This window comes from Pseudomonas sp. So3.2b, from assembly GCF_019464415.1.
Lineage (GTDB): Bacteria > Pseudomonadota > Gammaproteobacteria > Pseudomonadales > Pseudomonadaceae > Aquipseudomonas > Aquipseudomonas shahriarae.
Map to the genome: position 1 here is coordinate 4933362 of NZ_CP080494.1, position 23231 is coordinate 4956592.

The window sequence follows — 23231 nt, forward strand, 5'->3', positions numbered from 1 at the left end:
ATTACCTGCTTATTCTTCGCTGGTGTGCACTTTACGGTGCAGGATCGCCTGGAATTCATCGGCGAAGGTGTAGTAACGGCCAATCAGGGTTTCGCTGGTGGCGGCGAAACGGTTGTAGGCGATTACTGCGGGGATTGCAGCGAACAGGCCGATGGCAGTGGCGATCAGCGCTTCGGCGATACCCGGGGCCACGGTGGCCAGGGTCGCTTGCTGGGCCGTTGCCAGGCCACGGAAGGAGTTCATGATGCCCCATACGGTACCGAACAGGCCGATATACGGGCTGACCGAACCGACGGTGGCCAGAAATGGCAGGCTCTGCTCGAGTTTTTCTTCCTCACGGGAGATCGCTACGCGCATCGCACGGGCCACGCCTTCCATGACGGCTTCCGGGTCAACGCCGGACTGCTGGCGCAGGCGGGAGAATTCCTTGAAGCCAGCGCGGAAGATCTGCTCGACGCCCGAATCCGGGTCCGGGTTGCTGCCCGCCTGGCGATACAGCTTGGACAGGTCGATACCCGACCAGAAGCGCTCTTCGAAGCTCTCCAGGGCACGTCGACCGGCACGCAGCAGGTTGCTGCGCTGAAAAATCATGACCCATGAGGTAACCGATGCGGCTACCAGGGTCAGCATGACCAGTTGAACCACGACACTGGCATTGCTGACCAGGCTCCACATGGAGGAATGGTCGACGACGGTAGGTTCCACGCTAAATCTCCTGCTTTGATTGTTGACCCGCGCCGCTCACGTTGGCAAAGGCCGCACGTAGAGTTTCGGGAATGGCCCTGGGTTTCAAACTGTTGGTGCGCACACACGCCACCAGGAACTGCCCCTCACAGAGCAGCGTTGCATCCGTTGCCCGCCTGACCTGCTGTTTAAAGCGCAGGCTGACACGGTTCAATTCGATTACTTCCGCGCTGACCAGCAATTCATCGTCCAGTCGCGCCGGCGCGTAGTAACGGGCCTCGCTGGAATGCACGACAAATAACAGGTCCTCCCCTGCCAGCTGGGATTGGGCAAAGCCCAGCTCCCGTAGCCGCTCGGTTCGAGCCCGCTCCATGAACTTTAGATAATTGACGTAATACACGATGCCGCCCGCATCGGTGTCCTCGTAATAAACGCGACAGCGATGTGCGAACGACTGATCCCCGTTTTGCGCGCGCATACTCTAGTGCTTACTCCTCAGGTTGCCAATCCGGCCAGGCAACTGTTTTTCATTCTCTGCAGCATTTCTAACGAAAGAATGACGACGCCAGCCACTAGGACAGCACAAACGTCGAATAAATCGACCCGCCATACCTTTTTAATCGTCCACTGCATCGAGGAATTCGTCTACCACAGGCATCTCCCCCAATCGTGACGGAATGTTTAACCCAAAGTGCAAATACGCATGGCGCGTGACCACGCGGCCCCTCGGCGTGCGCATGATGTAACCCTGTTGAATCAGGTACGGCTCCAGCACATCTTCGATGGTATGGCGCTCCTCACTGATCGCCGCCGCCAGGCTGTCCACGCCCACTGGCCCGCCATCGAACTTCTCGATCATGGTCAACAGCAGGCGCCGGTCCTGGTGGTCAAAGCCATGTTCATCGACATCCAGCAGGTTCAGCGCCAGGTCGGCCACGGCCTTGGTGATATGCCCCTTGGCCCGCACTTCGGCAAAATCGCGCACCCGCCGCAGTAAGCGGTTGGCGATCCGCGGCGTGCCACGCGCCCGACGGGCAATCTCGAAGGCACCCTCAGGGTCCAGCGGCAAGCCGAGAATCCCAGCCGAACGACTGACAATCGTCGCCAGATCGGCAGTGCTATAAAACTCTAGACGTTGAACAATGCCGAAACGGTCTCGCAACGGGTTGGTCAGCATGCCGGCACGGGTGGTGGCGCCGACCAGAGTGAAGGGTGGCAGGTCGAGCTTGATCGAGCGCGCCGCCGGCCCTTCGCCAATCATGATATCCAGCTGGAAATCTTCCATGGCCGGGTACAGCACTTCTTCGACGATGGGCGACAGCCGGTGGATTTCGTCGATGAACAGCACATCATGGGGTTCAAGGTTGGTCAGCAACGCAGCCAGGTCACCGGGGCGCTCCAGCACCGGACCGGAGGTGCTCTTGATCGACACCCCCATTTCCTGGGCGATGATATTGGCCAGGGTGGTCTTGCCCAGCCCCGGCGGACCGAAGATCAACGTATGGTCCAGGGACTCGGCACGCCCGCGCGCCGCCTGGATGAACAGCTCCATCTGCTCACGCACAGTGGGCTGGCCGATGTAGTCGGCAAGGCTCAGGGGGCGGATGGCCCGGTCCTGGACCTCTTCACGGTCGCGAGGGCCGGTGGCCGCAATCAGACGATCAGCTTCAATCACTTAAATCATTCCCTTCAGGGCTCGGCGGATCATGTCTTCAGCGCTCAGGTTCTTGTCCTTGATGGCCGACACTGCCTTGCTGGCTTCCTGCGGCTTGTAGCCCAGGGAGATCAGCGCATTGACGGCATCGCTTTCGGCACTGGCGACCTGGGCCGCCGGCATATCCGGCTGGTTCGGCACCAGGGCAAACATGCTTGGCACCACTTCCCAGGCTTTGAAGCGGTCCTTGAGCTCCACCAACAGGCGCTCAGCGGTTTTCTTACCGACCCCCGGCACCTTGGTCAGCGCCGAGGTGTCCTGGGCCGAAACGGCACGTACCAGTTCGTCCACTTCCAGGCTCGACATCAAGGCCAGGGCCAGTTTCGGGCCCACACCATTGAGGCGGATCAGCTCACGGAAGAAGTCACGGTCACGCTTGCCGATGAAACCATAGAGTAGTTGCGCGTCTTCGCGCACCACCAGATGGGTGTGCAAGGTTATCGGCTCACCGACCGACGGTAGGCGGTACAGGGTGGTCATGGGCACTTCCAGCTCATACCCCAGCCCGTTTACATCCAGAATCAGGTGCGGCGGCTGTTTCTCAGCCAGGGTGCCGCGCAAGCGTCCAATCACGGTTCAGATCCTTAAAGCTTGAGGTCAGATCGAGGCCCGACCATAACGATTGCGCTGATGCTATCAGAGACGCAGGCGCCCGCCACGACTGCGTGCCGTGCCAAGGCCATGGGGCAGCAGGCTGGAACGGGTATGGGCATGGCAAATGGCAATGGCCAGGGCGTCAGAGGCGTCGATCTGTGGCTTGGAGGTGAGTTTGAGCATATGCATGACCATCATCTGCACCTGCTCTTTATTCGCCGCGCCGGTACCGACCACCGCCTGCTTGACCTGGGTCGCGGTGTATTCGGCGATTTCCATGCCCTCCTCCGCCCCGGCAACAATCGCAGCGCCCCGGGCCTGGCCCAGTTTCAAGGCCGAGTCGGCATTTTTGGCCATGAACACCTTTTCAATGCCCATGGTCACCGGCCCGTAGGTCTGGATCACTTCACGCACGCCGCGATAGACGATCTGCAAACGCTCGGCCAACTCGCCGGCGCCGGTGCGGATACAACCCGACGCCACGTAGACGCAGCCACGCGGGGTCTGCTGCACCACGCCAAAGCCGGTGATGCGTGAACCGGGGTCGATACCTAGGATTAAAGTCATAACGCCTGCAGGTTGGGTAAACACATTTTTTGATACAGCGAAGATCCAATGTGGGAGCGGGCTTGCTCGCGGAAGCGGTGTTTCAGTCAACGCATGGACTGACTGACAGACCGCTTTCGCGAGCAAACCCGCTCCCACATTTTGGTCTACACCAGCCTTCAGACTAGCTGTGCGGCCACGTCTTCTGGAATGTCGGCGTTGGAGTAGACGTTCTGCACATCATCCAGGTCTTCAAGCATATCCAGCATCTTGAGCACCTTCTGCGCGCCGTCCAGGTCCAGTTCGGCACTGGTGGTCGGCAGCATGACGATTTCCGCGTCGGTGCCCTTGAAACCAGCGGCTTCCAGGGCGTTACGCACCGCGTAGAAGCCGGCAAACGAGGTAAACACGTCGATGGAGCCGTCTTCGTTGGTCACCACGTCGTCGGCATCCGCCTCCATCGCGGCTTCCATCAGCGCATCTTCATCCGTACCCGGCGCAAAGGTAATCTGCCCCTTGCGCTCGAACAGATAGGCCACCGAGCCATCCGTGCCGAGGTTACCGCCACACTTGCTGAACGCATGGCGCACGGCTGCCGCAGTACGGTTGCGGTTGTCGGTCATGCACTCGACCATCACCGCGACGCCGCCCGGGCCGTAGCCTTCGTAGGTCAGCTCGACCATGTCGTCGGTATCCGCCGCACCGGCGCCACGGGCCACGGCACGGTCGATGATGTCGCGACTCATGTTGGCGCCCAGGGCCTTGTCCAGCGCCAGGCGCAGGCGCGGGTTGGAGCCCGGATCACCGCCACCCTGGCGGGCAGCAACCGTCAGTTCACGAATCCACTTGGTGAAGATCTTGCCTTTTTTGGCATCCTGACGCTCTTTGCGGTGCTTGATGTTCGCCCACTTGGAATGGCCAGCCATAACACAACTCCGAAATTCTCTAGAAACCTTTCAATCCCGCCCCAGGCGAGATTTCCCTCTTTTAAACGCAAAGGCGCATCCGAAGATGCGCCTTTTTGACTGCGTACAACGTTATCGCGCTTTCACGCCGCAGCCTTACTCAGCCTTCGGCGCCTCGCGCAGACGGATGTGCAGCTCGCGCAGTGCCTTGGCATCCACCACACCTGGAGCCTGGGTCATGACGTCCGCAGCACTCTGGGTTTTCGGGAAGGCAATCACTTCACGGATCGACTGGGCACCGGTCATCAGCATCACCAGGCGGTCAAGGCCGAAGGCCAGGCCACCGTGGGGTGGAGCACCGTATTTCAGGGCATCGAGCAGGAAGCCGAACTTCTCCTCCTGTTCCGCTTCGTTGATGCCCAGCAGGCGGAACACCGACTGTTGCATCTCCTTGCGGTGGATACGGATCGAACCGCCGCCCAACTCAGTACCGTTGAGCACCATGTCGTAGGCACGGGACAACGCGCCGGCCGGGTTGGCTTCCAGCTCCTGTGGCGTGCACTTGGGTGCGGTGAACGGGTGGTGCAGGGCGCTGAAGCTGCCGTCGTCGTTTTCTTCGAACATCGGGAAGTCGACAACCCACATCGGGGCCCACTTGCAGGTCAGCAGGTCGAGGTCGTGACCCAGCTTGATCCGCAGCGCGCCCAGGGCTTCGCTGACGATCTTGGCCTTGTCGGCACCGAAGAACACGATATCGCCATCGACTGCGCCAACGCGATCGAGGATCACATTGAGCTTGTCTTCCGGGATGTTCTTGACGATTGGCGACTGCAGGCCTTCAACACCCTTGGCGCGCTCGTTGACCTTGATGTACGCCAGGCCCTTGGCACCGTAGATACCCACGAACTTGGTGTAGTCGTCGATCTGCTTGCGCGGCATGCTCGCGCCGCCTGGCACACGCAGTGCGGCGATGCGGCATTTCGGGTCGTTGGCCGGGCCGCTGAACACCTTGAAGTCGACTTCCTTGAGCTGGTCGGCAACGTCAACCAGTTCCAGCGGGTTACGCAGGTCTGGCTTGTCGGAACCGTAGCGGCGCATGGCCTCTTCGAAGGTCATGTGCGGGAACTCGCCGAATTCCAGACCCAGCACTTCCTTGAACAGGTTGCGGATCATTTCTTCGGTCAGGCCCATGATCTCTTTTTCATCGAGGAAACTGGTCTCGATGTCGATCTGGGTGAATTCCGGCTGGCGGTCGGCGCGCAGGTCTTCGTCGCGGAAGCACTTGGCGATCTGGTAGTAACGGTCGAAGCCGGCGACCATCAGCAGTTGCTTGAACAACTGTGGCGATTGCGGCAAGGCGAAGAAGCTACCGGCGTGGGTACGGCTTGGCACCAGGTAGTCACGTGCGCCTTCTGGCGTAGCGCGGGTCAGGATCGGCGTCTCGACGTCGAGGAAGCCGTTCTCGTCCAGGAAGCGACGGATGCTGGTGGTCATGCGCGAACGCAGGCGCAGCTTCTCGGCCATTTCCGGGCGACGCAGGTCGAGGAAGCGATAACGCAGGCGGGTTTCTTCGCCAACGTCAGAGAACTCGTTGAGTGGGAACGGCGGGGTTTCCGACTCGTTCAGCACTTCCAGCTCGTAGCCCAGGACTTCGATCATGCCCGACGCCATGTTGGCGTTGGTGGCACCGGCCGGACGCAGGCGGACCTTGCCGGTGATTTTCACGACGTACTCGCTGCGCACGCGGTCGGCGGCGGCGAAGCTCTCGGCGCGATCCGGGTCGAATACCACCTGGGCCAGACCATCACGATCACGGATATCGAGGAAAATCACCCCGCCATGGTCGCGGCGACGGTGAACCCATCCGCAAAGGGTGATTTCCTGACCTTCCAGGGTCTCGTTCAGTTGGCCGCAATAGTGGCTGCGCATCATGGTAGTGGTTTCACTTCTCGTAATTCGAAATTCGGTGGAGTTCCTGCTCGGACACCGCACCTTTTAAGTCAGGCCACGGATAATGCAGGAGCTCGCGCGTAGAGTTCAACTCAGTCTGCTTTGTCGCCGCCCGCCAGATTCTTCTTGGCGCCGGTCTTGAAGTCGGTCTCGTACCAGCCGCTACCGCTCAGGCGAAAACCCGGCATGGACAGCATCTTTTTCAGCTCTGGCGCCTGGCAAGCAGGGCAATCGACCAACGGCGCGTCGCTGATCTTCTGAATGGCTTCCAACTGGTGACCACAGGAAGCGCATTGGTAATCGTACATGGGCATGGGATGTCTCGGCGATCACGTCATTGCTGCGCTGCGCCCGGGTAGAGCCGGTTGCGCAGCAAAGGGCGAGATTATATCCGTTAAATCGAGGCTGTGCAGCCGTGGCAACGTGCAACGCACTATATAGAAACACCCCTGCGGCTCCGGTCTCGGCTAACCCGGCTATATAAGGCCCGCCTGATTGACGGCTGAAGCCTGCCCTTTCAACGCATGAACCACACACACGACCCGGACCAGACCGCTGAAATTCTTCACCCCGCCATAACGCAAGTGCACCTCGCGATCCACGTAGGACAGCAACGCACTGACCGAACAGGTATTGATCCTGGCGATTTCGCCAAGAATATTCCAATACACTTCTTCAAGCCGCAGGCATGTTGAAAAACCATTCAACCGGACAGAGCGCGACAGTGGCCGTGCCAATGCCATATCGAACCCTTTGACGAAAGGGTCGATCTTTATCTTGTAGACGCCGGAAGTTTCCAGCACACCTTTACCCGTACTACGCGACATACACCTGACACTCCCTTGCCAAACGGCTCTTGAACAAACGGCTGTTATTGGCCGTTGAGCCTATAAAACATCAAGCAGGCAAGTGCAGCCAGAAGACGGAGAGTTGTTGTGCGTAGGACAAGCCAACGCAGGTATCAGGAAGCAATCAGCTGAAGCCAGTGGCGCCTGCCAGGCACCACTGGCCTGCGGTGCTTATTTGCCTTCGAGCAGCGAACGCAGCATCCAGGCGGTCTTTTCGTGGATCTGCATACGCTGGGTCAGCAAGTCCGCAGTCGGCTCATCGCTGACTTTATCAAGTAACGGGAAGATCCCACGTGCGGTGCGGGTAACAGCTTCCTGCCCATCGACAAGTTGCTTGATCATGTTTTCAGCACTGGGCACGCCTTCTTCTTCCTTGATCGAAGACAGACGGGCATAGATAGAGTAGGCACCCGGCGCAGGAAAGCCCAGGGCACGAATACGTTCGGCAATGGAGTCAACCGCCAGCGCCAGTTCGTTATATTGCTCTTCAAACATCAAGTGCAATGTACGAAACTGTGGCCCCGTGACGTTCCAATGAAAGTTATGGGTTTTCAGATAAAGTACATAGGTATCTGAAAGCAGCCGTGAAAGTCCGTCAACAATGGATTTACGATCTTCTTCGCTGATACCGATATCGATTGCCATGTCTATTCCCTTCAATTGATGAAAATTCATTGATCAGGTGCTTACCCACTCTAGCAAGAGTCCTCGCCTTGCGCAGCCCTACTGCCGCAGGTGGCCTGCGGCAAATCGCCCCTTTGCATCGCGCTCGACCACGGGCGGCAAGGCCTGGCACGGTTAAAAACACCCACACCTGTCTAGGACAAGGGTTTGCCGCACAAATGCGATGATCTTTGCAACGCCCTGAAACGCTTGATTTGAGAAGGCACAGGCTTTGCTGTTAAATAGGCTGCGTGTCGCCGCCGCTATTTCCTGCGGCAAGCGGCATAGGCTGAATAATCGCGCACGTGCCCAACGCCTCCCATTGTTCAGAAGCGAACCGTGCCAGTCAGCTCTTCCTTCGTGATCCGTCTTAACGTGAGTTAATCAAAATGTTGAAAATCGTCCACCTGCTAACGGGCGCTGCAGCTTTGCTGCTGTCCTTTATCCCGAGCCTGCAACCAGAAAGCCTGCCGTACCTGCAACAACACGACGCGCTGTACCTGGCTCTGTTCGGCCTTCTCAACCTGACGCTGGCGCCAGTGATTCCCTACTGGAACAAAGGCACACGCCATCAACTGCAAAACCTGGTCAGCGCCCTGCTGGTGCTGGCTGTCGTGGTACAAACCCTCACCCTCCTGGCCCCTATGCCTGAAGTCGGCGGCCATCCAGCCATCCTGCTCAGCCTGGCCATTGCGGTGGTCGCGATCGTTCTTCACCTGGCCATCAGCTTCTACCGTTCGTCTGCCCCGGCCAGCTCGCAAAACTACGACATGACCAACCGGGATACCGGGACCGTCAAGTGGTTCAACACCTCTAAAGGCTTCGGCTTTATTTCCCGGGACTCGGGCGACGATATCTTCGTCCACTTCCGGGCCATCCGCGGCGAAGGCCATCGCGTCCTGGTGGAAGGCCAGCGCGTGGAGTTCTCCGTGATGAACCGCGACAAAGGCCTGCAAGCTGAAGACGTGATCGCCGCCCTGCCGCGTCGCTGAACCCAGAGCACGCCCCAAAAAAAACCGCGATGCAGCTGACACTGCATCGCGGTTTTTTATCGCCGGGACTTTTCCCGAGCCCTCAATAATGAGGCGGTGGCGCTTCTTCCTCGGAAGACTCGAACTGCCCGCCCATTTCTTCCTGACGCTTGAGCAAGGCCGCCATCTGCAATTGCAGACGCTCTACCGCCCGCTGCTGGGCGACCAGGATGTCATTCAATGTCTCGATGGTGTCGTCCTGGAAAGCCAGGCGGCTCTCAAGGTCCATCACGCGGTCTTGCAGGTCCATGGTTCAGTCCTGGGCAAAAATGAATTCGGGCGGCAGCAGCTCCCGCAGGCGGGTACGAATCAGCGCCACCTGATCGTCGCTATAAGGCACTGCCGGATGCTTGCCCCAGACCGGTGCAGGCCAAGCCGCATCGTCGCGTTTGCGCACAATCACGTGCACATGTAACTGGTTGACCACGTTACCCAGCGCACCGATGTTCATTTTATCGGCGCCGAACCCGTCATTGAGCAACTGTGCCAACGTGGTGGTTTCGCGCCACAACCGGGACTGGTCGCCAGCGTCGAGCTGGAACACTTCGCTGATGCCGGCAATGCGCGGCACCAGGATAAGCCAGAGGTAGTTAGAGTCATTGGACAGCAGCAGCCGGCACAGGGGGAATTCCCCGATGGGCAAGGTGTCGTTTTGCAGACGTGGATCCAAGGCGAACACCGCAGTCACTCCGTTCGGCTAGTCAGTTTCAGGCGCCCAGCATACCTGCGAATGGCGACTGCTTCACGGGGCAATCCGCGCGACACCTGCGGCAATCGGCAGATGCACCAAAATGAGTCTTTTATGCCCTACATCGGGCAGGGCTTATCCGCCGATTACCCACCCCACAGGGTGGACCGGTAACATTTCTGACAGAAACGTATTATTGCGCGTTCGAAATCCCGCACAACTGGCGCCACGAATTCCAAAAAAAACCACGCAAAAGCCCCGTTTCCAGGCGCTTTTCACAGATCCAACACATTTTTCACGAAAAAATGACATCCGCCCGGCAGTTTGAGCACGCTTGTTGCATTCACTCTCATATCGTCGACAACGGCACTTGCCAGGAAGGCAGTGTTTCACGATAAAAACAACAGTGAGTCAATACACCTACAGGAAGTTTTAAAACTTTGAACAGGGTACTTTGCACCCCTGCTCAGGGTATTAAAGACAGTATTGAAGTTGTCAGTCTGGTGACAAACAGACTGTAGATTTGCGACATGGATCTAGCAATTTACGACAGCCTCGTAAAGAAGCTGAAAGGACAGATGTGCAAGTATCGCCAATTATTGCCAGCGTGCTATAAGTTTGCGTTGTCACAAAAAAGAAAGAGCCGCCCAGACAAAAATACAGGTGGGACGGCAGTACTCTTCCTAAAACCAAAGGAGCAAATCACGATGCGCGTGATGAAGTGGAGCATGATCGCCCTCGCTGTCTCAGCAGGCACCTCACAGTTCGCAATGGCGTCCGCCCAAGATGATGCCAAAGGTTTTGTCGAAGACAGCACCTTCAGCATCAACACCCGTGCCCTGTACTTCAGCCGGGATAACCGCAACAACACGTCGGGTAAAAGCTACACCCGGGAAAGCGGCCTGGGCTTCAACGGTTTGTACCAGTCGGGTTTCACCCAGGGCACCATCGGTGTGGGTGTTGACGTAATCGGCCTGCTGGGCGTGAAACTGGACAGCGGCAGAGGCCGGAATGGCACTGGTTTGTTCCCGGAAGGCTCGGATGGCCGCTCAGAGGATGAGTACTCCAAGGGCGGCGGCGCTATCAAGTTCCGTCTCTCCAATACCGTGCTGAAAGTCGGCGACCAGTACACCACTGCGCCGGTCTTCGCGTCCGACGACAGTCGCTTGCTGCCGGAGCTGCCGCAAGGTATCTCGATCGTCAGCAACGAGATCAAAGACCTCAAGCTTGAAGCCGGTCACTTCACTTCCAGCGTTGCCCAGGCGCAAACCTACAGGGACAGTATCATCGACTTCCCTGAAACCTCCCGGGGCATCAAGCAAGCCAATTTCGTGGGTGGTACCTACGGTTGGACGCCTGAGTTCACCACCAGCCTCTACTACTCGAAAGTCGAAGACTACTGGCGCAAATACTACGCCAACGTCAACTGGACCCATGCCCTGAGCGACGACCAGTCGGTGGCTGTAGACTTCAACATCTACGACACCAAGAGCGACGGTGCCGGCCTGCAACGCGCTTTCAAAGACGACGTGACCAAACTCGACAACCGTGCGTTCAGCTTGCAGGGTGCCTACACCATCGGTGCACACACCTTCACCCTGGCTGCCCAGAAGGTTACCGGTGACGGCGACTACGGCTACGGCATTGACGGTGGCGGCACAGTGTTCCTGGCCAACTCCGTCGCCCGTTCCGACTTCAACGCCGAAGGCGAGAAATCCTTCAAGGCCCGTTACGACCTCGACATGGCCACCTTCGGTGTACCTGGCCTGAGCTTCCTGGCTTCGTACGTCACCGGTAGCGGCGCCAACACCGCCCTGACCTCGAACGGCAAAGAGTGGGAACGCGACCTCGAAGCCAAATACGTGATCCAGAGCGGCCCGGCCAAAGACCTGAGCCTGCGTATTCGCCAAGCGACTTATCGCTCGTCTGATGGCGTTTACTACGGTTCTTCGTCGATCGACGAACTGCGTCTGATCGCGCAATACCCGCTGAACATCTTGTAATCGAAGATGCCCAGGGGCTTCGGCCCCTCATTAAAAAGCCGCTCACTGTTAATCAGTGAGCGGCTTTTTATTGCACTAATATTTCTACTGCTTAAATAACTAGCAAGCTAGCTATCTAGTTTGTTACTGCGATTAAACCTGACCATTCAGCCAAGTTCGATCCCTGCTCCCGTTATTACTTGGCAGGTGCTTCCTGCATCATGCGAATAACGCGCTGCGGGAATGGGATATCTATCCCTACAGCTTTCAAACGATCCCGCGCCAGTTCATTAAACATGAACATCACATCCCAATAATCTGCAGTCTTGGTCCATACGCGCAGGGAAACAGTGATCGAACTGTCGCCCAGGGTCGAAATCACGGCAACCGGCTCCGGGTCCGCCAGAACCCGTGGGTCCTTGGCCAGTTCCAGCAGCACTTCACGGGCCTTTTGCAGGTCGGCTTCGTAGTCGACACCTACGTCAAACACCACCTTGCGGGTCGGTTGGCGGTTGGTGTTGGTGATGATGCCGTTGGACAAGATGCCGTTAGGCACGATGACCGTCTTGTTGTCGCCGGTGCGGATCACCGTGTGGAAGATCTGGATGCTATCGACGGTACCCGCTGTGCCCTGGGCTTCGATCCAGTCACCGATGCGGAACGGGCGGAACAGCAGGATCAGCACGCCACCGGCAAAGTTAGCCAGGCTGCCTTGCAACGCCAGGCCAATAGCCAGGGTCGCGGCACCGATCGCGGCGACGAACGAGGTGGTTTCGACACCGATCATCGAGGCGACGCTGACGATCAGCATCACTTTGAGCACGATGTTCGCCAGGCTGGTCACAAAGCCCTGCAGCGCCAGGTCGGCATTGCGCAGGGCCAGCAGGCGCCCTACCTTGTGGGTCAACTTGTTGATCAACCACCAGCCAATGGCCAGGGTCAGCACCGCCAGCAATACCCGGCTGCCGTACTCCATGATCATCGGGACCCAGGCTTGGGAAGCCTTGATCAATTGATCCACTTCAGCATTCAAGTCCATCTAGATTCTCCTGTTTAGCACTGCATATAAAGGTCGCCACAGCAATTGAGCCCCGTAGGGCTCAATCGTTTCTGCAGGTTCTGTGGCGTGGGACGTCGAAATCCCTCACGGGTTCCCGAGAACCGGGTCAGTCGCGGAAGTTGTTGAACTGCAGCGGCATATCAAAGGTCTTGGCGCGCAGGGCGGCAATCGCATCCTGCAAATCGTCACGCTTCTTGCCGGTGATACGCACCTGCTCGCCCTGGATCGCGGCCTGGACCTTGAGCTTGGCGTCCTTGACGTGAGCGACGATTTTCTTCGCCAGCTCCTTGTCGATACCTTCCTTGAGCACGGCTTCCTGCTTCATCAACTTGCCCGAAGCGTAGGCATCCTTGACTTCGAGGCACTGCACATCAATCTTGCGCTTGACCAGGGCCAGCTTGAGGATCTCGATCATCGCTTCCAGCTGGAAATCGGCTTCAGCGGTCAGGTTGACCGTCAGTTCTTTTTCCTTGAACTCAAAGCTGCCTTTGCCTTTCAAGTCATAACGACGGTCCAGCTCCTTGACGGCGTTCTCGACGGCGTTGGTGACTTCGTGCTTGTCCAGTTCAGATACCACGTCGAACGACGGCATGTAGTTTCTCCAATAAAAAAGGGGCGCGGCTCAGTAAAGATGGAGCGCGCCTGGCTTGCGGGTAAAATGCCGGGGCATTATAACGACTCTTTACCCTGAGCTGCTTGGCTCACCCAGCGGCTTACGGAGCAAAATTGATGTCCACCACCTGGCATGTCCTCGGCGCAGGCAGTCTCGGCACATTATGGGCCACACGCCTGGCCCGCGCGGGCCTGCCCGTCACGCTGATCCTGCGCGATCAGGCGCGCCTGACCCGCTATCAGGCATCTCCCGGGCTGACCCTGGTCGAACAAGGGCATGCCCAGACTTATCCGGTGGTTGCACAAACATCCGACAGCCCCGAGCCAATTGATCGCCTGCTGGTCGCGTGTAAAGCCTACGATGCTCCTGGCGCTGTCGCACAGCTGGCACGACGCCTGACACCCAATGCCGAGGTAATCCTGCTGCAGAACGGCTTGGGCAGCCAGGATGCGGTTGCCGCCCTATTGCCCCAGGCACGCTGTATCTTCGCCTCCAGCACCGAGGGTGCGTTTCGGCAAAGTGATGGCAGCGTGGTATTTGCCGGCCACGGCTTCACCTGGCTCGGTGACGCCAGCCATCCCACGGCGCCGCTGTGGCTGGACGACCTGCACGCTGCCGGCATTCCCCACCAGTGGAGCACCGACATCCTCACGCGGCTCTGGCGAAAACTGGCACTCAACTGTGCGATCAATCCACTGACGGTGCTCTATCAATGCCGCAATGGCGGATTGCAGGCGCATCACTGCGAGGTGGCGACCTTGTGTGCCGAGCTCGGCGAGCTGCTGACGTGCTGCGGCCAGCCCGCGGCGGCCGAGAATCTGCAGGCCGAAGTGGAGCGGGTGATCCAGGCGACAGCGGCCAACTTCTCGTCGATGTACCAGGATGTGGCCAACGGGCGGCGCACCGAGATCAGCTATCTGCTCGGCCATGCCTGCCAGGCGGCCTTGCGCCATCGTTTGAGCCTGCCGCATCTGCAACAACTGCAGGTACGCCTGGCCGCCTACCTGGACGCACACGGATTGCCCAGCGACTGAGGCACGCGCTACCCTGCCAACTGGATCCTTGCCTGCGAACCACCTGATGCCACTGCGCCAGCGTCTCGAAAACCTCCCCGTCGGGCAGAAACTGCTGGCGGCCCTGCTGGTACTGCTGACCACCGTGCTGCTGGTGGCCAACCTGACCTTTATCAGCGCCGCCTATTGGATCTCCCAGGAAAGCATGGCCCCGCAAGCCTTGCAGGCAATTGGCCGGCTGGTTTCCAACCCCGCCCTCGCCGCGCAAGCCCTGGACTCTCCCGCCAACGCCGATGCCTTGCTCAACGAGCTGACCAGCTATTCGCCACTGCGGGCGGCGGCCCTGTATGACGGCGAAGGCAGCCGCCTGGCGCAACTGCAACACGGTGATCGCCTGCAACTGCCGGCGCACTATCGCGACATCGAGGCGTGGCGGGTTACCGAGTTTCGCAGCAATCAAGTCATCACCCTGCCCCGCCCCGGCCTGCCCTCAGGGCATCTGCTGCTGGTGGCCAGCAGCGAACTGCCAGTCGCTTTCTACACCGGCACCCTGACCGCCAGCCTTGGCATCCTGATTTTCAGCATCCTGCTGTGGATGGTGATTGCCCGGCAGATCAAACGCCTGATTACCCGGCCCATCCACGAGTTGGAAGAGTTGTCGCGCCAGGTCACCCGCGAGGAGAACTACGCCCTGCGGGCCGGTCGCGGCAACCATGACGAAATCGGCAGCCTGGCCGAAGCGTTCAATACCATGCTGTCGCGTATCGAAGCCCGGGAGCAGCAACTCAAGCGCGCACGGGACGACTCCCAGGCCGCCTACGACCAGGCCCAGGGTCTGGCCGAGGAAACCCGGCATACCAACCGCAAGCTGGAACTGGAAGTGCAGGTTCGCAGCAAGATCGAGAAAAAACTCACCGGCTTTCAGAACTATCTCAACAGCATCATCGACTCCATGCCCTCCGCCCTGATTGCCCTGGACGAGCAGCTCTACGTCACCCAATGGAACCAGGAAGCCAGCGCCCTGTCCGGCACGCGCCTGGATGAAGCCCTGAACCAGCCGATCTTCCTCGCCTTCGAACCGCTCAAGCCCTATCTGCCCCAGCTCAAGGCCACGGTGGAGCAGCACACGGTGGAGCGCATCGAGCGCGTTACCTGGATCAAGGACGACGAACCCAAGCACTATGCCCTGACCTTTTACCCGCTGATGGGTGGCGCCGGGCGCGGGGTGGTGATCCGTATCGACGACATCACCCAGCGCCTGTCCCTGGAAGAAATGATGGTGCAATCGGAGAAAATGCTGTCAGTCGGAGGGCTCGCCGCAGGCATGGCCCACGAAATCAACAACCCGTTGGGGGCAATCCTGCACAACGTGCAGAACATTCGGCGACGCCTGTCGGCGGACCTGCCGAAAAACCAGGAGCATGCCGAGCAGGTGGGCGTGGAACTGGAAACGGTCAACCGCTACCTGCAAAGCCGCGAAGTGCCGCAGCTGCTCGACGGCATCCAGCAAGCCGGGGCCCGTGCAGCGAAAATCGTCACCCATATGCTCAGTTTCAGCCGCCGCAGCAACCGGCAGATGGCGCCTTGCGACCTGCCGGCCCTGATTGACCAGGCCGTGGAAATTGCCGGTAACGACTTCGACCTGACCATCGGCTTCGACTTCAAGGGCCAGGCGATCATCCGCCAGTTCGACCCTTTGCTGGGCCCCGTGCCGGGCACCGCCAACGAATTGGAGCAGGTCCTGCTCAACCTGCTGAAAAACGCCGCCCAGGCCATCCACCTGCGCGAAGACGACAGCGAGCCGGGGCGCATCATCCTGCGCACCCGGCTCAACCCACCCTGGGCCGAGATCCAGGTGGAAGACAATGGCATCGGCATGAGTGAGAACGTGCGCAAACGCACGTTCGAACCGTTCTTCACCACCAAGGAAATCGGCCAGGGCACGGGGCTGGGCCTGTCGGTCTCGTACTTCATCATCACCAACAACCACAAGGGCCAGATGGAGGTTCACTCCACCCTGGGCCAGGGCACCTGTTTCACCTTGCGCCTGCCACTGGCCGGTAGCCAGCTTGCCCACCACGAACTGACTCAACTGGAGCACTGACCATGGGCTTTCGCCTGTCGAAAATTTACACCCGTACCGGCGACAAGGGCGAAACCGGCCTGGGTGACGGCCGCCGCGTGCCCAAGGATCACCCCCGGGTGGAGGCGATCGGTGAAGTGGACAGCCTCAACAGCCAACTGGGCCTGCTGTTGGCTGGCCTTGAGGAGCAAAGCGGCCAGCATCCCGCGCTGAAGGATGTGATCGAGGTACTGACACCCTGCCAGCATCGATTGTTTGACCTGGGTGGCGAGTTGGCAATGCCGGTCTACAAGGCGCTCAATGCGGGCGAGGTGGACCGCCTGGAAGCCGCGATTGATCGCTGGAATGAAGAAGTCGGGCCTTTGGAGAACTTCATCCTGCCCGGCGGTTCGGCGCTGATTGCCCAGGCCCACGTGTGCCGCAGCCTGGCCCGTAGCGCCGAGCGGCGCTGCCAGCAACTGAATGCGCTGGAGCCGTTGGAAGGGGCGGGGTTGGCATATATCAATCGGCTATCGGATTTGCTGTTTGTGGCAGCAAGGGTGATTGCCCGGAGGCAAGGGATTGCGGAGATTTTGTGGCAGGCGGCGGCTAAGCCGCACTGAGACTCTGCGGGGTTTTGTATTGTTTGGCAGGGACTCATCGCGGGCAAGCCCGCTCCCACATTTTGATTTGTGAATACATTCAAATGTGGGGATTTTGTGGCAGGCCGCTAAGCCGCACTGAAATTCTGCGGGTTTTGTATTGTTTGACTGGGCCTCATCGCGGGCAAGCCCGCTCCCACATTTTGATTTGTGAATACATTCAAATGTGGGGATTTTGTGGCAGGCGGCTAGGCCGCACTGAGATTCTGCGGGTTTTGTATTGTTTGGCGGGGCCTCATCGCGGGCAAGCCCGCTCCCACATTTTGATTTGTGAATACATTCAAATGTGGGAGCTGGCTTGCCTGCGATGGGGCCAGCAATGACAACTCACACCTCAGGCCAGAACGCCCGAATCCCCGCCACACCCTGCGCCCCGCTCTCCCAGGCCTTCTCCCGCTCGTCAGGCCCAACCCCGCCCAACAGAAACACCGGCTTGCTGAAGCCCTTGATCAACTGCGCCGCCTCTTCCCAACCCAGAGGCTGCGCATCAGGGTGAGTCTGGGTCGGCTGCACCGGCGACAGAGTGACAAAATCCACGTCCATCAGTTCGGCCAATGCCAGTTCCTCGGCATTGTGGCAAGACGCCGCCAACCAGCGGTCCTTGGGCAACGGTCGGCCCTTGCTCGCGTATTTGCGCAGTTGCGCCGAGGTCATGTGCCAGCCAGCAGCCGGGAAATCACCGAGCCATTCAAACGGCCCCTTGAGCATCAATTGCGCCTTGCCGGCACACAGGCCTACGGCGTCCACCGCCAGGTCGCGGTATTTGGGGTCGTAGCCATTGGGCGCACGCAACTGGATCAGTTTGATGCCACCGGCAACGGCTTTCTGGATACCGCGCAACAGCACCGGGGTTTCCAGTTCGCCTGGGGTGATCAGGTAGTCGGCGGGCAAACGGGCAGCAGCCACGATGGGCGCATTGGCCGCGGGAAACTCGTAGTTCTGCAAGTCCCGTGGCGCCACCCATTCAAGGGGCTGCCCTTCCGCGCCGTGGGGCTCGCCGGTAAACGCCGAGACCTCCCAGACATCCAGCAACACCTGCTTGTCCGGGTAATCATGCTGTACCTGGATCAACGGCCGGGCCGTGGTGACCTGGATACCCAATTCTTCCTGCAGCTCTCGCCCCAGTGCGGTGAGCACCGACTCATCGGCCTCCACCTTGCCACCGGGAAACTCCCAGAGGCCGCCCTGGTGCTGGGTATCTGCACGACGGGCCAACAGAATCCGGCCATCGGTACCGCGAATGACTGCGGCTGCTACATGAACTCGTTTCACGGTTTTACGTCCTCTAAGCCGGCGCCTGCCGGGGCATTGCCAATGCCCCGGGCAGGTATCAAGTACGGTATTCGGCGTTGATCTTCACGTACTCGTGGGACAGGTCGGTGGTCCAGATGGTTTCGCTGCACTCACCGCGCCCCAACTCGATACGGATGGTGATTTCTTCCTGCTGCATCACCGCCGAGCCCTGGGCTTCGGTGTAGGTCTGGGCACGGGCACCACGGCTGGCGATGCACACATCGCCGAGGAACACGTCGATCTTGCTCACATCCAGGTTCGGTACGCCGGCACGGCCAACCGCCGCGAGGATCCGGCCCCAGTTCGGGTCGGACGCAAACAGCGCGGTCTTGATCAATGGCGAGTGGGCCACGGTGTAACCCACATCCAGGCACTCCTGGTGATTACCGCCGCCGTTGACTTCAACGGTAACGAACTTGGTCGCGCCTTCGCCGTCACGCACGATGGCCTGGGCCACTTCCATGCACACTTCAAACACCGCCTGCTTCAACGCCGCGAACAGCGGGCCGTTGGACGAGGTGATTTCCGGCAGATCGGCCTTGCCGGTGGCAATCAACATGCAGCAGTCGTTGGTCGAGGTATCGCCGTCGATGGTGATGCGGTTGAACGACTTGTTGGCGCCATCAAGCATCAGGTTTTGCAGCACGTCACGGGAGACTTTGGCGTCGGTGGCGATGTAGCCGAGCATGGTCGCCATGTTCGGGCGGATCATGCCCGCGCCTTTGCTGATACCTGTCACGGTGACGGTCACGCCGTCATGCACAAACTGGCGGCTGGCGCCCTTGGGCAAGGTGTCGGTGGTCATGATCCCGGTAGCCGCGGCCGCCCAGTTATCCACCGACAGGTCGTCCAGCGCGGCTTGCAGGGCGCCTTCGATTTTTTCCACGGGCAATGGCTCACCGATCACCCCGGTGGAGTACGGCAGCACTTGGCTGGCGTCCACGCCGGTCAACTCCGCCAGCTTGGCGCAGGTGCGCGCGGCAGCGGCCAGGCCTGGTTCGCCGGTGCCGGCGTTGGCATTGCCGGTGTTGGTCAGCAGGTAACGTACCGGGCCTTCGACGCGTTGCTTGGCGAGAATCACCGGCGCGGCGCAAAACGCGTTCAGGGTGAACACGCCGGCGATGGTCGAGCCTTCGGCACAGCGCATCACCACCACGTCTTTGCGCCCAGGGCGTTTGATGCCGGCCGAAGCGATACCGAGTTCAAAACCGGCAACCGGGTGCAACGTGGGCAAAGGACCAAGACCAACAGCCATGAATGCGCTCCTTAACGATGTCTGCACCGTCGTCGTCGACGGTGATTAAATGGCAAAACGCCGCGACGGCTGATGCCGGTCGCGGCGCGGGGGTATTGCAGCGTCAGGCAAAAATCTTAGTTGATTTCGCCGTGGCAGTGTTTGAACTTCTTGCCCGAACCGCACCAGCACGGCTCGTTGCGACCCAGCTTCTGCTCGTTGCGCACCGGCGCCTGGGCCAGGGCCACGTCGACTTCTTCGCCCAGCACTTCAGGTGCTTCAAGACCCGGTGCTTCGTCATGCTGGAACTGCATGCGCGCGGCAAGGGCTTCGGCTTCCTGGCGCAGACGGGCTTCTTCTTCGATCGGGTCTTCGCGACGCACCTGAACGTGGGACAGCACACGAATCGAATCGCGCTTGATCGAATCCAGCAACTCGGAGAACAGCGTGAACGACTCGCGCTTGTACTCCTGCTTCGGGTTCTTCTGGGCGTAGCCGCGCAGGTGGATACCATGACGCAGGTGATCCATGGTCGACAGGTGGTCTTTCCACAGGTCGTCCAGCACGCGCAGAACGATTTGCTTCTCGAAGGTGCGCAGTGCTTCGGCACTGGCTTGCTCTTCTTTCTCGTTGTACGCGGCCAGCAGTTCGGCCATCAGTTTTTCGCGCAGGGTTTCTTCGTACAGGTGGTCGTCTTCGTCGAGCCATTGCTGGACCGGCAGATCGACACCGAAGTCGCTCTTCAACGCCGCTTCCAGGCCGGCAACATCCCACTGCTCAGGCAGGGACTGTGGCGGGATATGGGCGCTGACGGTGGCGTTGAGCACGTCCTGACGGAAGTCGGCGATGGTTTCGCCAATGTTGTCGGCGGCCAGCAACGTGTTACGCATGTGATAAATCACTTTACGCTGTTCGTTGTTGACGTCATCGAACTCCAGCAGTTGCTTACGAATGTCGAAGTTACGACCTTCGACCTTGCGCTGGGCCTTTTCGATGGCGTTGGTCACCATGCGGTGCTCGATGGCTTCGCCGGACTGCATGCCCAGGGCCTTCATGAAGTTCTTCACCCGATCCGAGGCGAAGATGCGCATCAGGCTGTCTTCCAGGGACAGGTAGAAACGGCTGGAACCGGCGTCACCCTGGCGACCGGCACGGCCACGCAGTTGGTTGTCGATACGACGCGATTCGTGACGCTCGGACGCGATCACCTGCAAACCACCGGATTCCAGCACTGCCTGGTGGCGTTTCTGCCAGTCGGCCTTGATCTGGGCGATCTGCTCAGGGGTCGGGTTGTCCAGGGACGCCACTTCCACTTCCCAGTTGCCGCCCAACAGGATGTCGGTACCACGACCGGCCATGTTGGTCGCGATGGTCAGCGCGCCTGGGCGACCGGCCTGGGCAATGATCTCGGCTTCTTTTTCGTGGAACTTGGCGTTGAGGACCTTGTGCTCGATACCTTCCTTGTTGAGCAGGTTCGACATGTGCTCGGAGGTTTCGATGGTGGCAGTACCCACCAGGACCGGACGGCCGTGGGTCATGCATTCCTTGATGTCGGCGACGATGGCCGCGTATTTCTCGTCGGCGGTCAGGAACACCAGGTCGTTGTAGTCTTTACGCGCCAGCGGCTTGTTCGGTGGGATGACCATCACCGACAGACCGTAGATCTGGTGGAATTCGAACGCTTCGGTATCCGCAGTACCGGTCATGCCGGACAGCTTGTTGTACAGGCGGAAGTAGTTCTGGAAGGTGGTCGAGGCCAATGTCTGGCTCTCGGCCTGGATATTGAGCTCTTCCTTGGCTTCGATGGCCTGGTGCAGGCCTTCGGACAAACGACGACCGGGCATGGTACGGCCGGTGTGTTCGTCGACCAGTACCACCTGGCCGTCCTGGACGATGTATTCGACGTTGCGATGGAACAGCTTGTGGGCGCGCAGGCCGGCATACACGTGGGTCAACAGGCCCAGGTTGTGCGCCGAGTAAAGGCTTTCGCCTTCAGCCAGCAGGCCGATCTGGGTCAGCATTTCTTCGACGAACTGGTGACCGGCTTCGTTGAGTTCGACCTGACGGGTCTTCTCGTCGATGGAGTAATGACCTTCTTTGGTCACCACGCCTTCCACTTCCTCGATATGTTGCTCAAGGCGCGGGATCAGTTTGTTGATTTCGGTGTACAGGCGCGAGCTGTCTTCGGCCTGGCCGGAGATGATCAGCGGAGTACGGGCTTCGTCGATGAGGATGGAGTCGACTTCGTCGATCACGGCAAAGTTGAGTTCGCGCTGGAATTTTTCTTCCATGCTGAACGCCATGTTGTCGCGCAGGTAGTCGAAACCGAATTCGTTGTTGGTGCCGTAGGTGATGTCGGCGGCGTAGGCGGCACGCTTCTCTTCCGGCGGCTGGAACGGCGTCACGACGCCGACGGTCAGGCCGAGGAATTCATACAGCGGACGCATCCAGTTGGCGTCCCGGCGGGCCAGGTAGTCGTTCACCGTCACAACGTGCACGCCCTTGCCGGACAGTGCGTTGAGGTAAACACCCAGGGTTGCCACCAGGGTCTTGCCTTCACCGGTGCGCATTTCGGCAATCATGCCTTCATGCAGGGTCATGCCGCCGATCAACTGGACGTCGAAGTGGCGCATGCCCATCACCCGCTTACCGGCTTCGCGGGCGACCGCAAAGGCTTCGGGCAGCAGTTTGTCGAGGGTCTCACCTTTGGCTATGCGGGCCTTGAACTCTTCGGTCTTGGCGCGCAATTGCTCGTCCGACAAAGCAACCATCTGCTCTTCGAAGGCATTGACCAGCTGCACCGTCTTGAGCATGCGTTTGACTTCGCGCTCATTCTTGCTTCCAAAAAGTTTCTTTAACAAAGGCGCAAACATATCGGCAGGTTCTTCCACACATTAGGGATGAAGGGGCGCCCCGTGAGTCGCCCGAGCAGCCCTCACGGCCGCATGCGAACGAGCATTCTACCCGGAAACGAGGGTGAGGAAAGTGGCGTTGTTCCACGATGCAGGCACAGCGTTCCCAGAGGGCTTGTTTAAAATAGGGGCTTTTTGCTGAACTTCAACCCATTCGAGTGAGAAGTTACTTATTGATTTAATGGATAAACTGCTGACAAAGCAATGACCACGGTGCCGCACACGCTTTCTGCTACCATGGCGGCTCTGTTACCTAAGGTGTCTAGATCATGGCATTTCGCCCTCTTACGGCCCGTGCTCCCGCCGTGTTGCTGCGCGAAGCCAAGCCTTTAAAAGCCATCTTTGGCCATGCGCAACGCCTGGGCCATCTGCAACGCCTCCTGGAAAGCCAACTGCAACCTGCAGCCCGCGAGCACTGTCATGTGGCGTCGTGGCGTGAAGGTACGCTGCTGCTGATCGTCACCGATGGGCATTGGGCAACCCGCCTGCGCTACCAACAAAAACGCTTGCAGCGCCAGCTACAGGCATTTGAGGTATTTGAGAGCCTGCAGCGCATCCAGTTCAAGGTCCAGCCACCGACCGTGCAGCAAGGTGCGGTGGGGCATACCATGGATTTGTCGGTGAATGCCGCCGAAACCATCCAGGCGACGGCAGACGGGATTACAGATCCGAAGTTGCGCGCAGCGCTGGAGCGCCTGGCCAGTCACGCCAAGCCCAAGACCTGAGAGCGGGCAGCCGCGAGTTCGGTGTGCCAGTCGGCACATGTATCGACTGATA

The 23231-nt window shown here is 59.4% G+C and carries 23 protein-coding genes; 6 read left to right on the top strand and 17 right to left on the bottom strand.

Annotated elements, in window-relative coordinates:
* Positions 1-9: 9 nt before the first annotated feature.
* The 10 genes from tolQ to K1X80_RS22220 all read right to left on the bottom strand — a co-directional run bounded on the left by tolQ (position 10) and on the right by K1X80_RS22220 (position 7886).
* On the bottom strand, positions 10-705 hold the full coding sequence (gene tolQ, locus K1X80_RS22175) for a protein TolQ (protein ID WP_029300305.1): 696 nt from the start codon (positions 703-705) through the stop codon (positions 10-12).
* A gap of 1 nt (position 706) precedes the next feature.
* On the bottom strand, positions 707-1162 hold the full coding sequence (gene ybgC, locus K1X80_RS22180; RefSeq protein WP_057441374.1) for a tol-pal system-associated acyl-CoA thioesterase: 456 nt from the start codon (positions 1160-1162) through the stop codon (positions 707-709).
* Positions 1163-1300: 138 nt separating this feature from the next.
* Positions 1301-2359, bottom strand: a complete 1059-nt coding sequence (ruvB, locus tag K1X80_RS22185; RefSeq protein WP_029300308.1) for a Holliday junction branch migration DNA helicase RuvB — start codon at positions 2357-2359, stop codon at positions 1301-1303.
* The gene (gene ruvA / locus K1X80_RS22190; RefSeq protein ID WP_003193868.1) at positions 2360-2971 is read right to left on the bottom strand and encodes a Holliday junction branch migration protein RuvA; all 612 of its coding nucleotides are present in this window, start codon (positions 2969-2971) and stop codon (positions 2360-2362) included. It lies immediately after the preceding gene.
* 63 nt (positions 2972-3034) lie between these two features.
* Positions 3035-3559 carry a crossover junction endodeoxyribonuclease RuvC gene (ruvC, locus tag K1X80_RS22195; RefSeq protein WP_016975450.1) on the bottom strand — a complete coding sequence of 175 codons (525 nt, stop codon included), beginning with the start codon at positions 3557-3559 and terminating at the stop codon, positions 3035-3037.
* A 158-nt stretch (positions 3560-3717) separates the two neighbouring features.
* Positions 3718-4464: a YebC/PmpR family DNA-binding transcriptional regulator gene (locus K1X80_RS22200; protein WP_038442836.1), complete on the bottom strand. Its 747-nt coding sequence runs from the start codon at positions 4462-4464 to the stop codon at positions 3718-3720.
* A gap of 135 nt (positions 4465-4599) precedes the next feature.
* Positions 4600-6375, bottom strand: coding sequence for an aspartate--tRNA ligase (gene aspS, locus K1X80_RS22205; protein ID WP_057960524.1), 1776 nt, complete (start codon positions 6373-6375; stop codon positions 4600-4602).
* Positions 6376-6485: 110 nt separating this feature from the next.
* Positions 6486-6707, bottom strand: coding sequence for an FmdB family zinc ribbon protein (locus K1X80_RS22210; RefSeq protein ID WP_057441377.1), 222 nt, complete (start codon positions 6705-6707; stop codon positions 6486-6488).
* A gap of 162 nt (positions 6708-6869) precedes the next feature.
* The gene (locus K1X80_RS22215) at positions 6870-7220 is read right to left on the bottom strand and encodes a ribbon-helix-helix domain-containing protein (RefSeq protein WP_057441379.1); all 351 of its coding nucleotides are present in this window, start codon (positions 7218-7220) and stop codon (positions 6870-6872) included.
* A 192-nt stretch (positions 7221-7412) separates the two neighbouring features.
* Positions 7413-7886 (bottom strand): Dps family protein, encoded by a 474-nt coding sequence (locus K1X80_RS22220; protein ID WP_029300319.1) that lies wholly within the window; start codon positions 7884-7886, stop codon positions 7413-7415.
* Between the two features lie 407 nt (positions 7887-8293).
* On the opposite strand from K1X80_RS22220, the gene K1X80_RS28420 reads away from it, so the two are divergent.
* On the top strand, positions 8294-8896 hold the full coding sequence (locus K1X80_RS28420) for a cold-shock protein (protein ID WP_057441381.1): 603 nt from the start codon (positions 8294-8296) through the stop codon (positions 8894-8896).
* Between the two features lie 82 nt (positions 8897-8978).
* Here K1X80_RS28420 and K1X80_RS22230 read toward each other — a convergent pair whose 3' ends face one another.
* Positions 8979-9185 (bottom strand): SlyX family protein, encoded by a 207-nt coding sequence (locus K1X80_RS22230; RefSeq protein ID WP_029300323.1) that lies wholly within the window; start codon positions 9183-9185, stop codon positions 8979-8981.
* Between the two features lie 3 nt (positions 9186-9188).
* On the bottom strand, positions 9189-9614 hold the full coding sequence (locus K1X80_RS22235) for an HIT domain-containing protein (protein WP_057960525.1): 426 nt from the start codon (positions 9612-9614) through the stop codon (positions 9189-9191).
* Positions 9615-10330: 716 nt separating this feature from the next.
* Between K1X80_RS22235 and K1X80_RS22240 the strand changes: the two genes are divergently transcribed.
* Positions 10331-11626, top strand: coding sequence for an OprD family porin (locus K1X80_RS22240; protein WP_057960526.1), 1296 nt, complete (start codon positions 10331-10333; stop codon positions 11624-11626).
* Positions 11627-11801: 175 nt separating this feature from the next.
* On the opposite strand, the gene K1X80_RS22245 is transcribed toward K1X80_RS22240, so the two are convergent.
* Together K1X80_RS22245 and K1X80_RS22250 are read right to left on the bottom strand one after the other, a co-directional pair.
* Positions 11802-12644 carry a mechanosensitive ion channel family protein gene (locus K1X80_RS22245; protein ID WP_057960529.1) on the bottom strand — a complete coding sequence of 281 codons (843 nt, stop codon included), beginning with the start codon at positions 12642-12644 and terminating at the stop codon, positions 11802-11804.
* A gap of 127 nt (positions 12645-12771) precedes the next feature.
* Positions 12772-13257 carry a YajQ family cyclic di-GMP-binding protein gene (locus K1X80_RS22250; RefSeq protein WP_057440144.1) on the bottom strand — a complete coding sequence of 162 codons (486 nt, stop codon included), beginning with the start codon at positions 13255-13257 and terminating at the stop codon, positions 12772-12774.
* Positions 13258-13394: 137 nt separating this feature from the next.
* On the opposite strand from K1X80_RS22250, the gene K1X80_RS22255 reads away from it, so the two are divergent.
* From K1X80_RS22255 to K1X80_RS22265, 3 genes are read left to right on the top strand one after another with little or no spacing between them, the layout of a single operon-like run.
* Positions 13395-14312, top strand: coding sequence for a putative 2-dehydropantoate 2-reductase (locus tag K1X80_RS22255; RefSeq protein WP_057960530.1), 918 nt, complete (start codon positions 13395-13397; stop codon positions 14310-14312).
* Positions 14313-14358: 46 nt separating this feature from the next.
* Positions 14359-16395, top strand: coding sequence for a HAMP domain-containing sensor histidine kinase (locus K1X80_RS22260; RefSeq protein ID WP_120734014.1), 2037 nt, complete (start codon positions 14359-14361; stop codon positions 16393-16395).
* A 2-nt stretch (positions 16396-16397) separates the two neighbouring features.
* Positions 16398-16976, top strand: coding sequence for a cob(I)yrinic acid a,c-diamide adenosyltransferase (locus K1X80_RS22265; protein WP_120734016.1), 579 nt, complete (start codon positions 16398-16400; stop codon positions 16974-16976).
* A 366-nt stretch (positions 16977-17342) separates the two neighbouring features.
* On the opposite strand, the gene K1X80_RS22270 is transcribed toward K1X80_RS22265, so the two are convergent.
* From K1X80_RS22270 to secA, 3 genes are all read right to left on the bottom strand, one after another.
* Positions 17343-18287, bottom strand: coding sequence for a Nudix family hydrolase (locus K1X80_RS22270; protein WP_120734018.1), 945 nt, complete (start codon positions 18285-18287; stop codon positions 17343-17345).
* Positions 18288-18345: 58 nt separating this feature from the next.
* Positions 18346-19563 (bottom strand): bifunctional glutamate N-acetyltransferase/amino-acid acetyltransferase ArgJ, encoded by a 1218-nt coding sequence (argJ, locus tag K1X80_RS22275; protein WP_120734020.1) that lies wholly within the window; start codon positions 19561-19563, stop codon positions 18346-18348.
* 116 nt (positions 19564-19679) lie between these two features.
* Entirely contained in the window at positions 19680-22415 is a 2736-nt protein-coding gene (secA, locus tag K1X80_RS22280) for a preprotein translocase subunit SecA (RefSeq protein WP_115128834.1), read from the bottom strand.
* Between the two features lie 308 nt (positions 22416-22723).
* Here secA and K1X80_RS22285 point away from each other — a divergent pair, with 308 nt between their 5' ends.
* Complete coding sequence (locus K1X80_RS22285) at positions 22724-23179, top strand: DUF721 domain-containing protein (RefSeq protein WP_057440138.1); 456 nt, start codon at positions 22724-22726, stop codon at positions 23177-23179.
* The last annotated feature ends 52 nt before the right edge of the window (positions 23180-23231 follow it).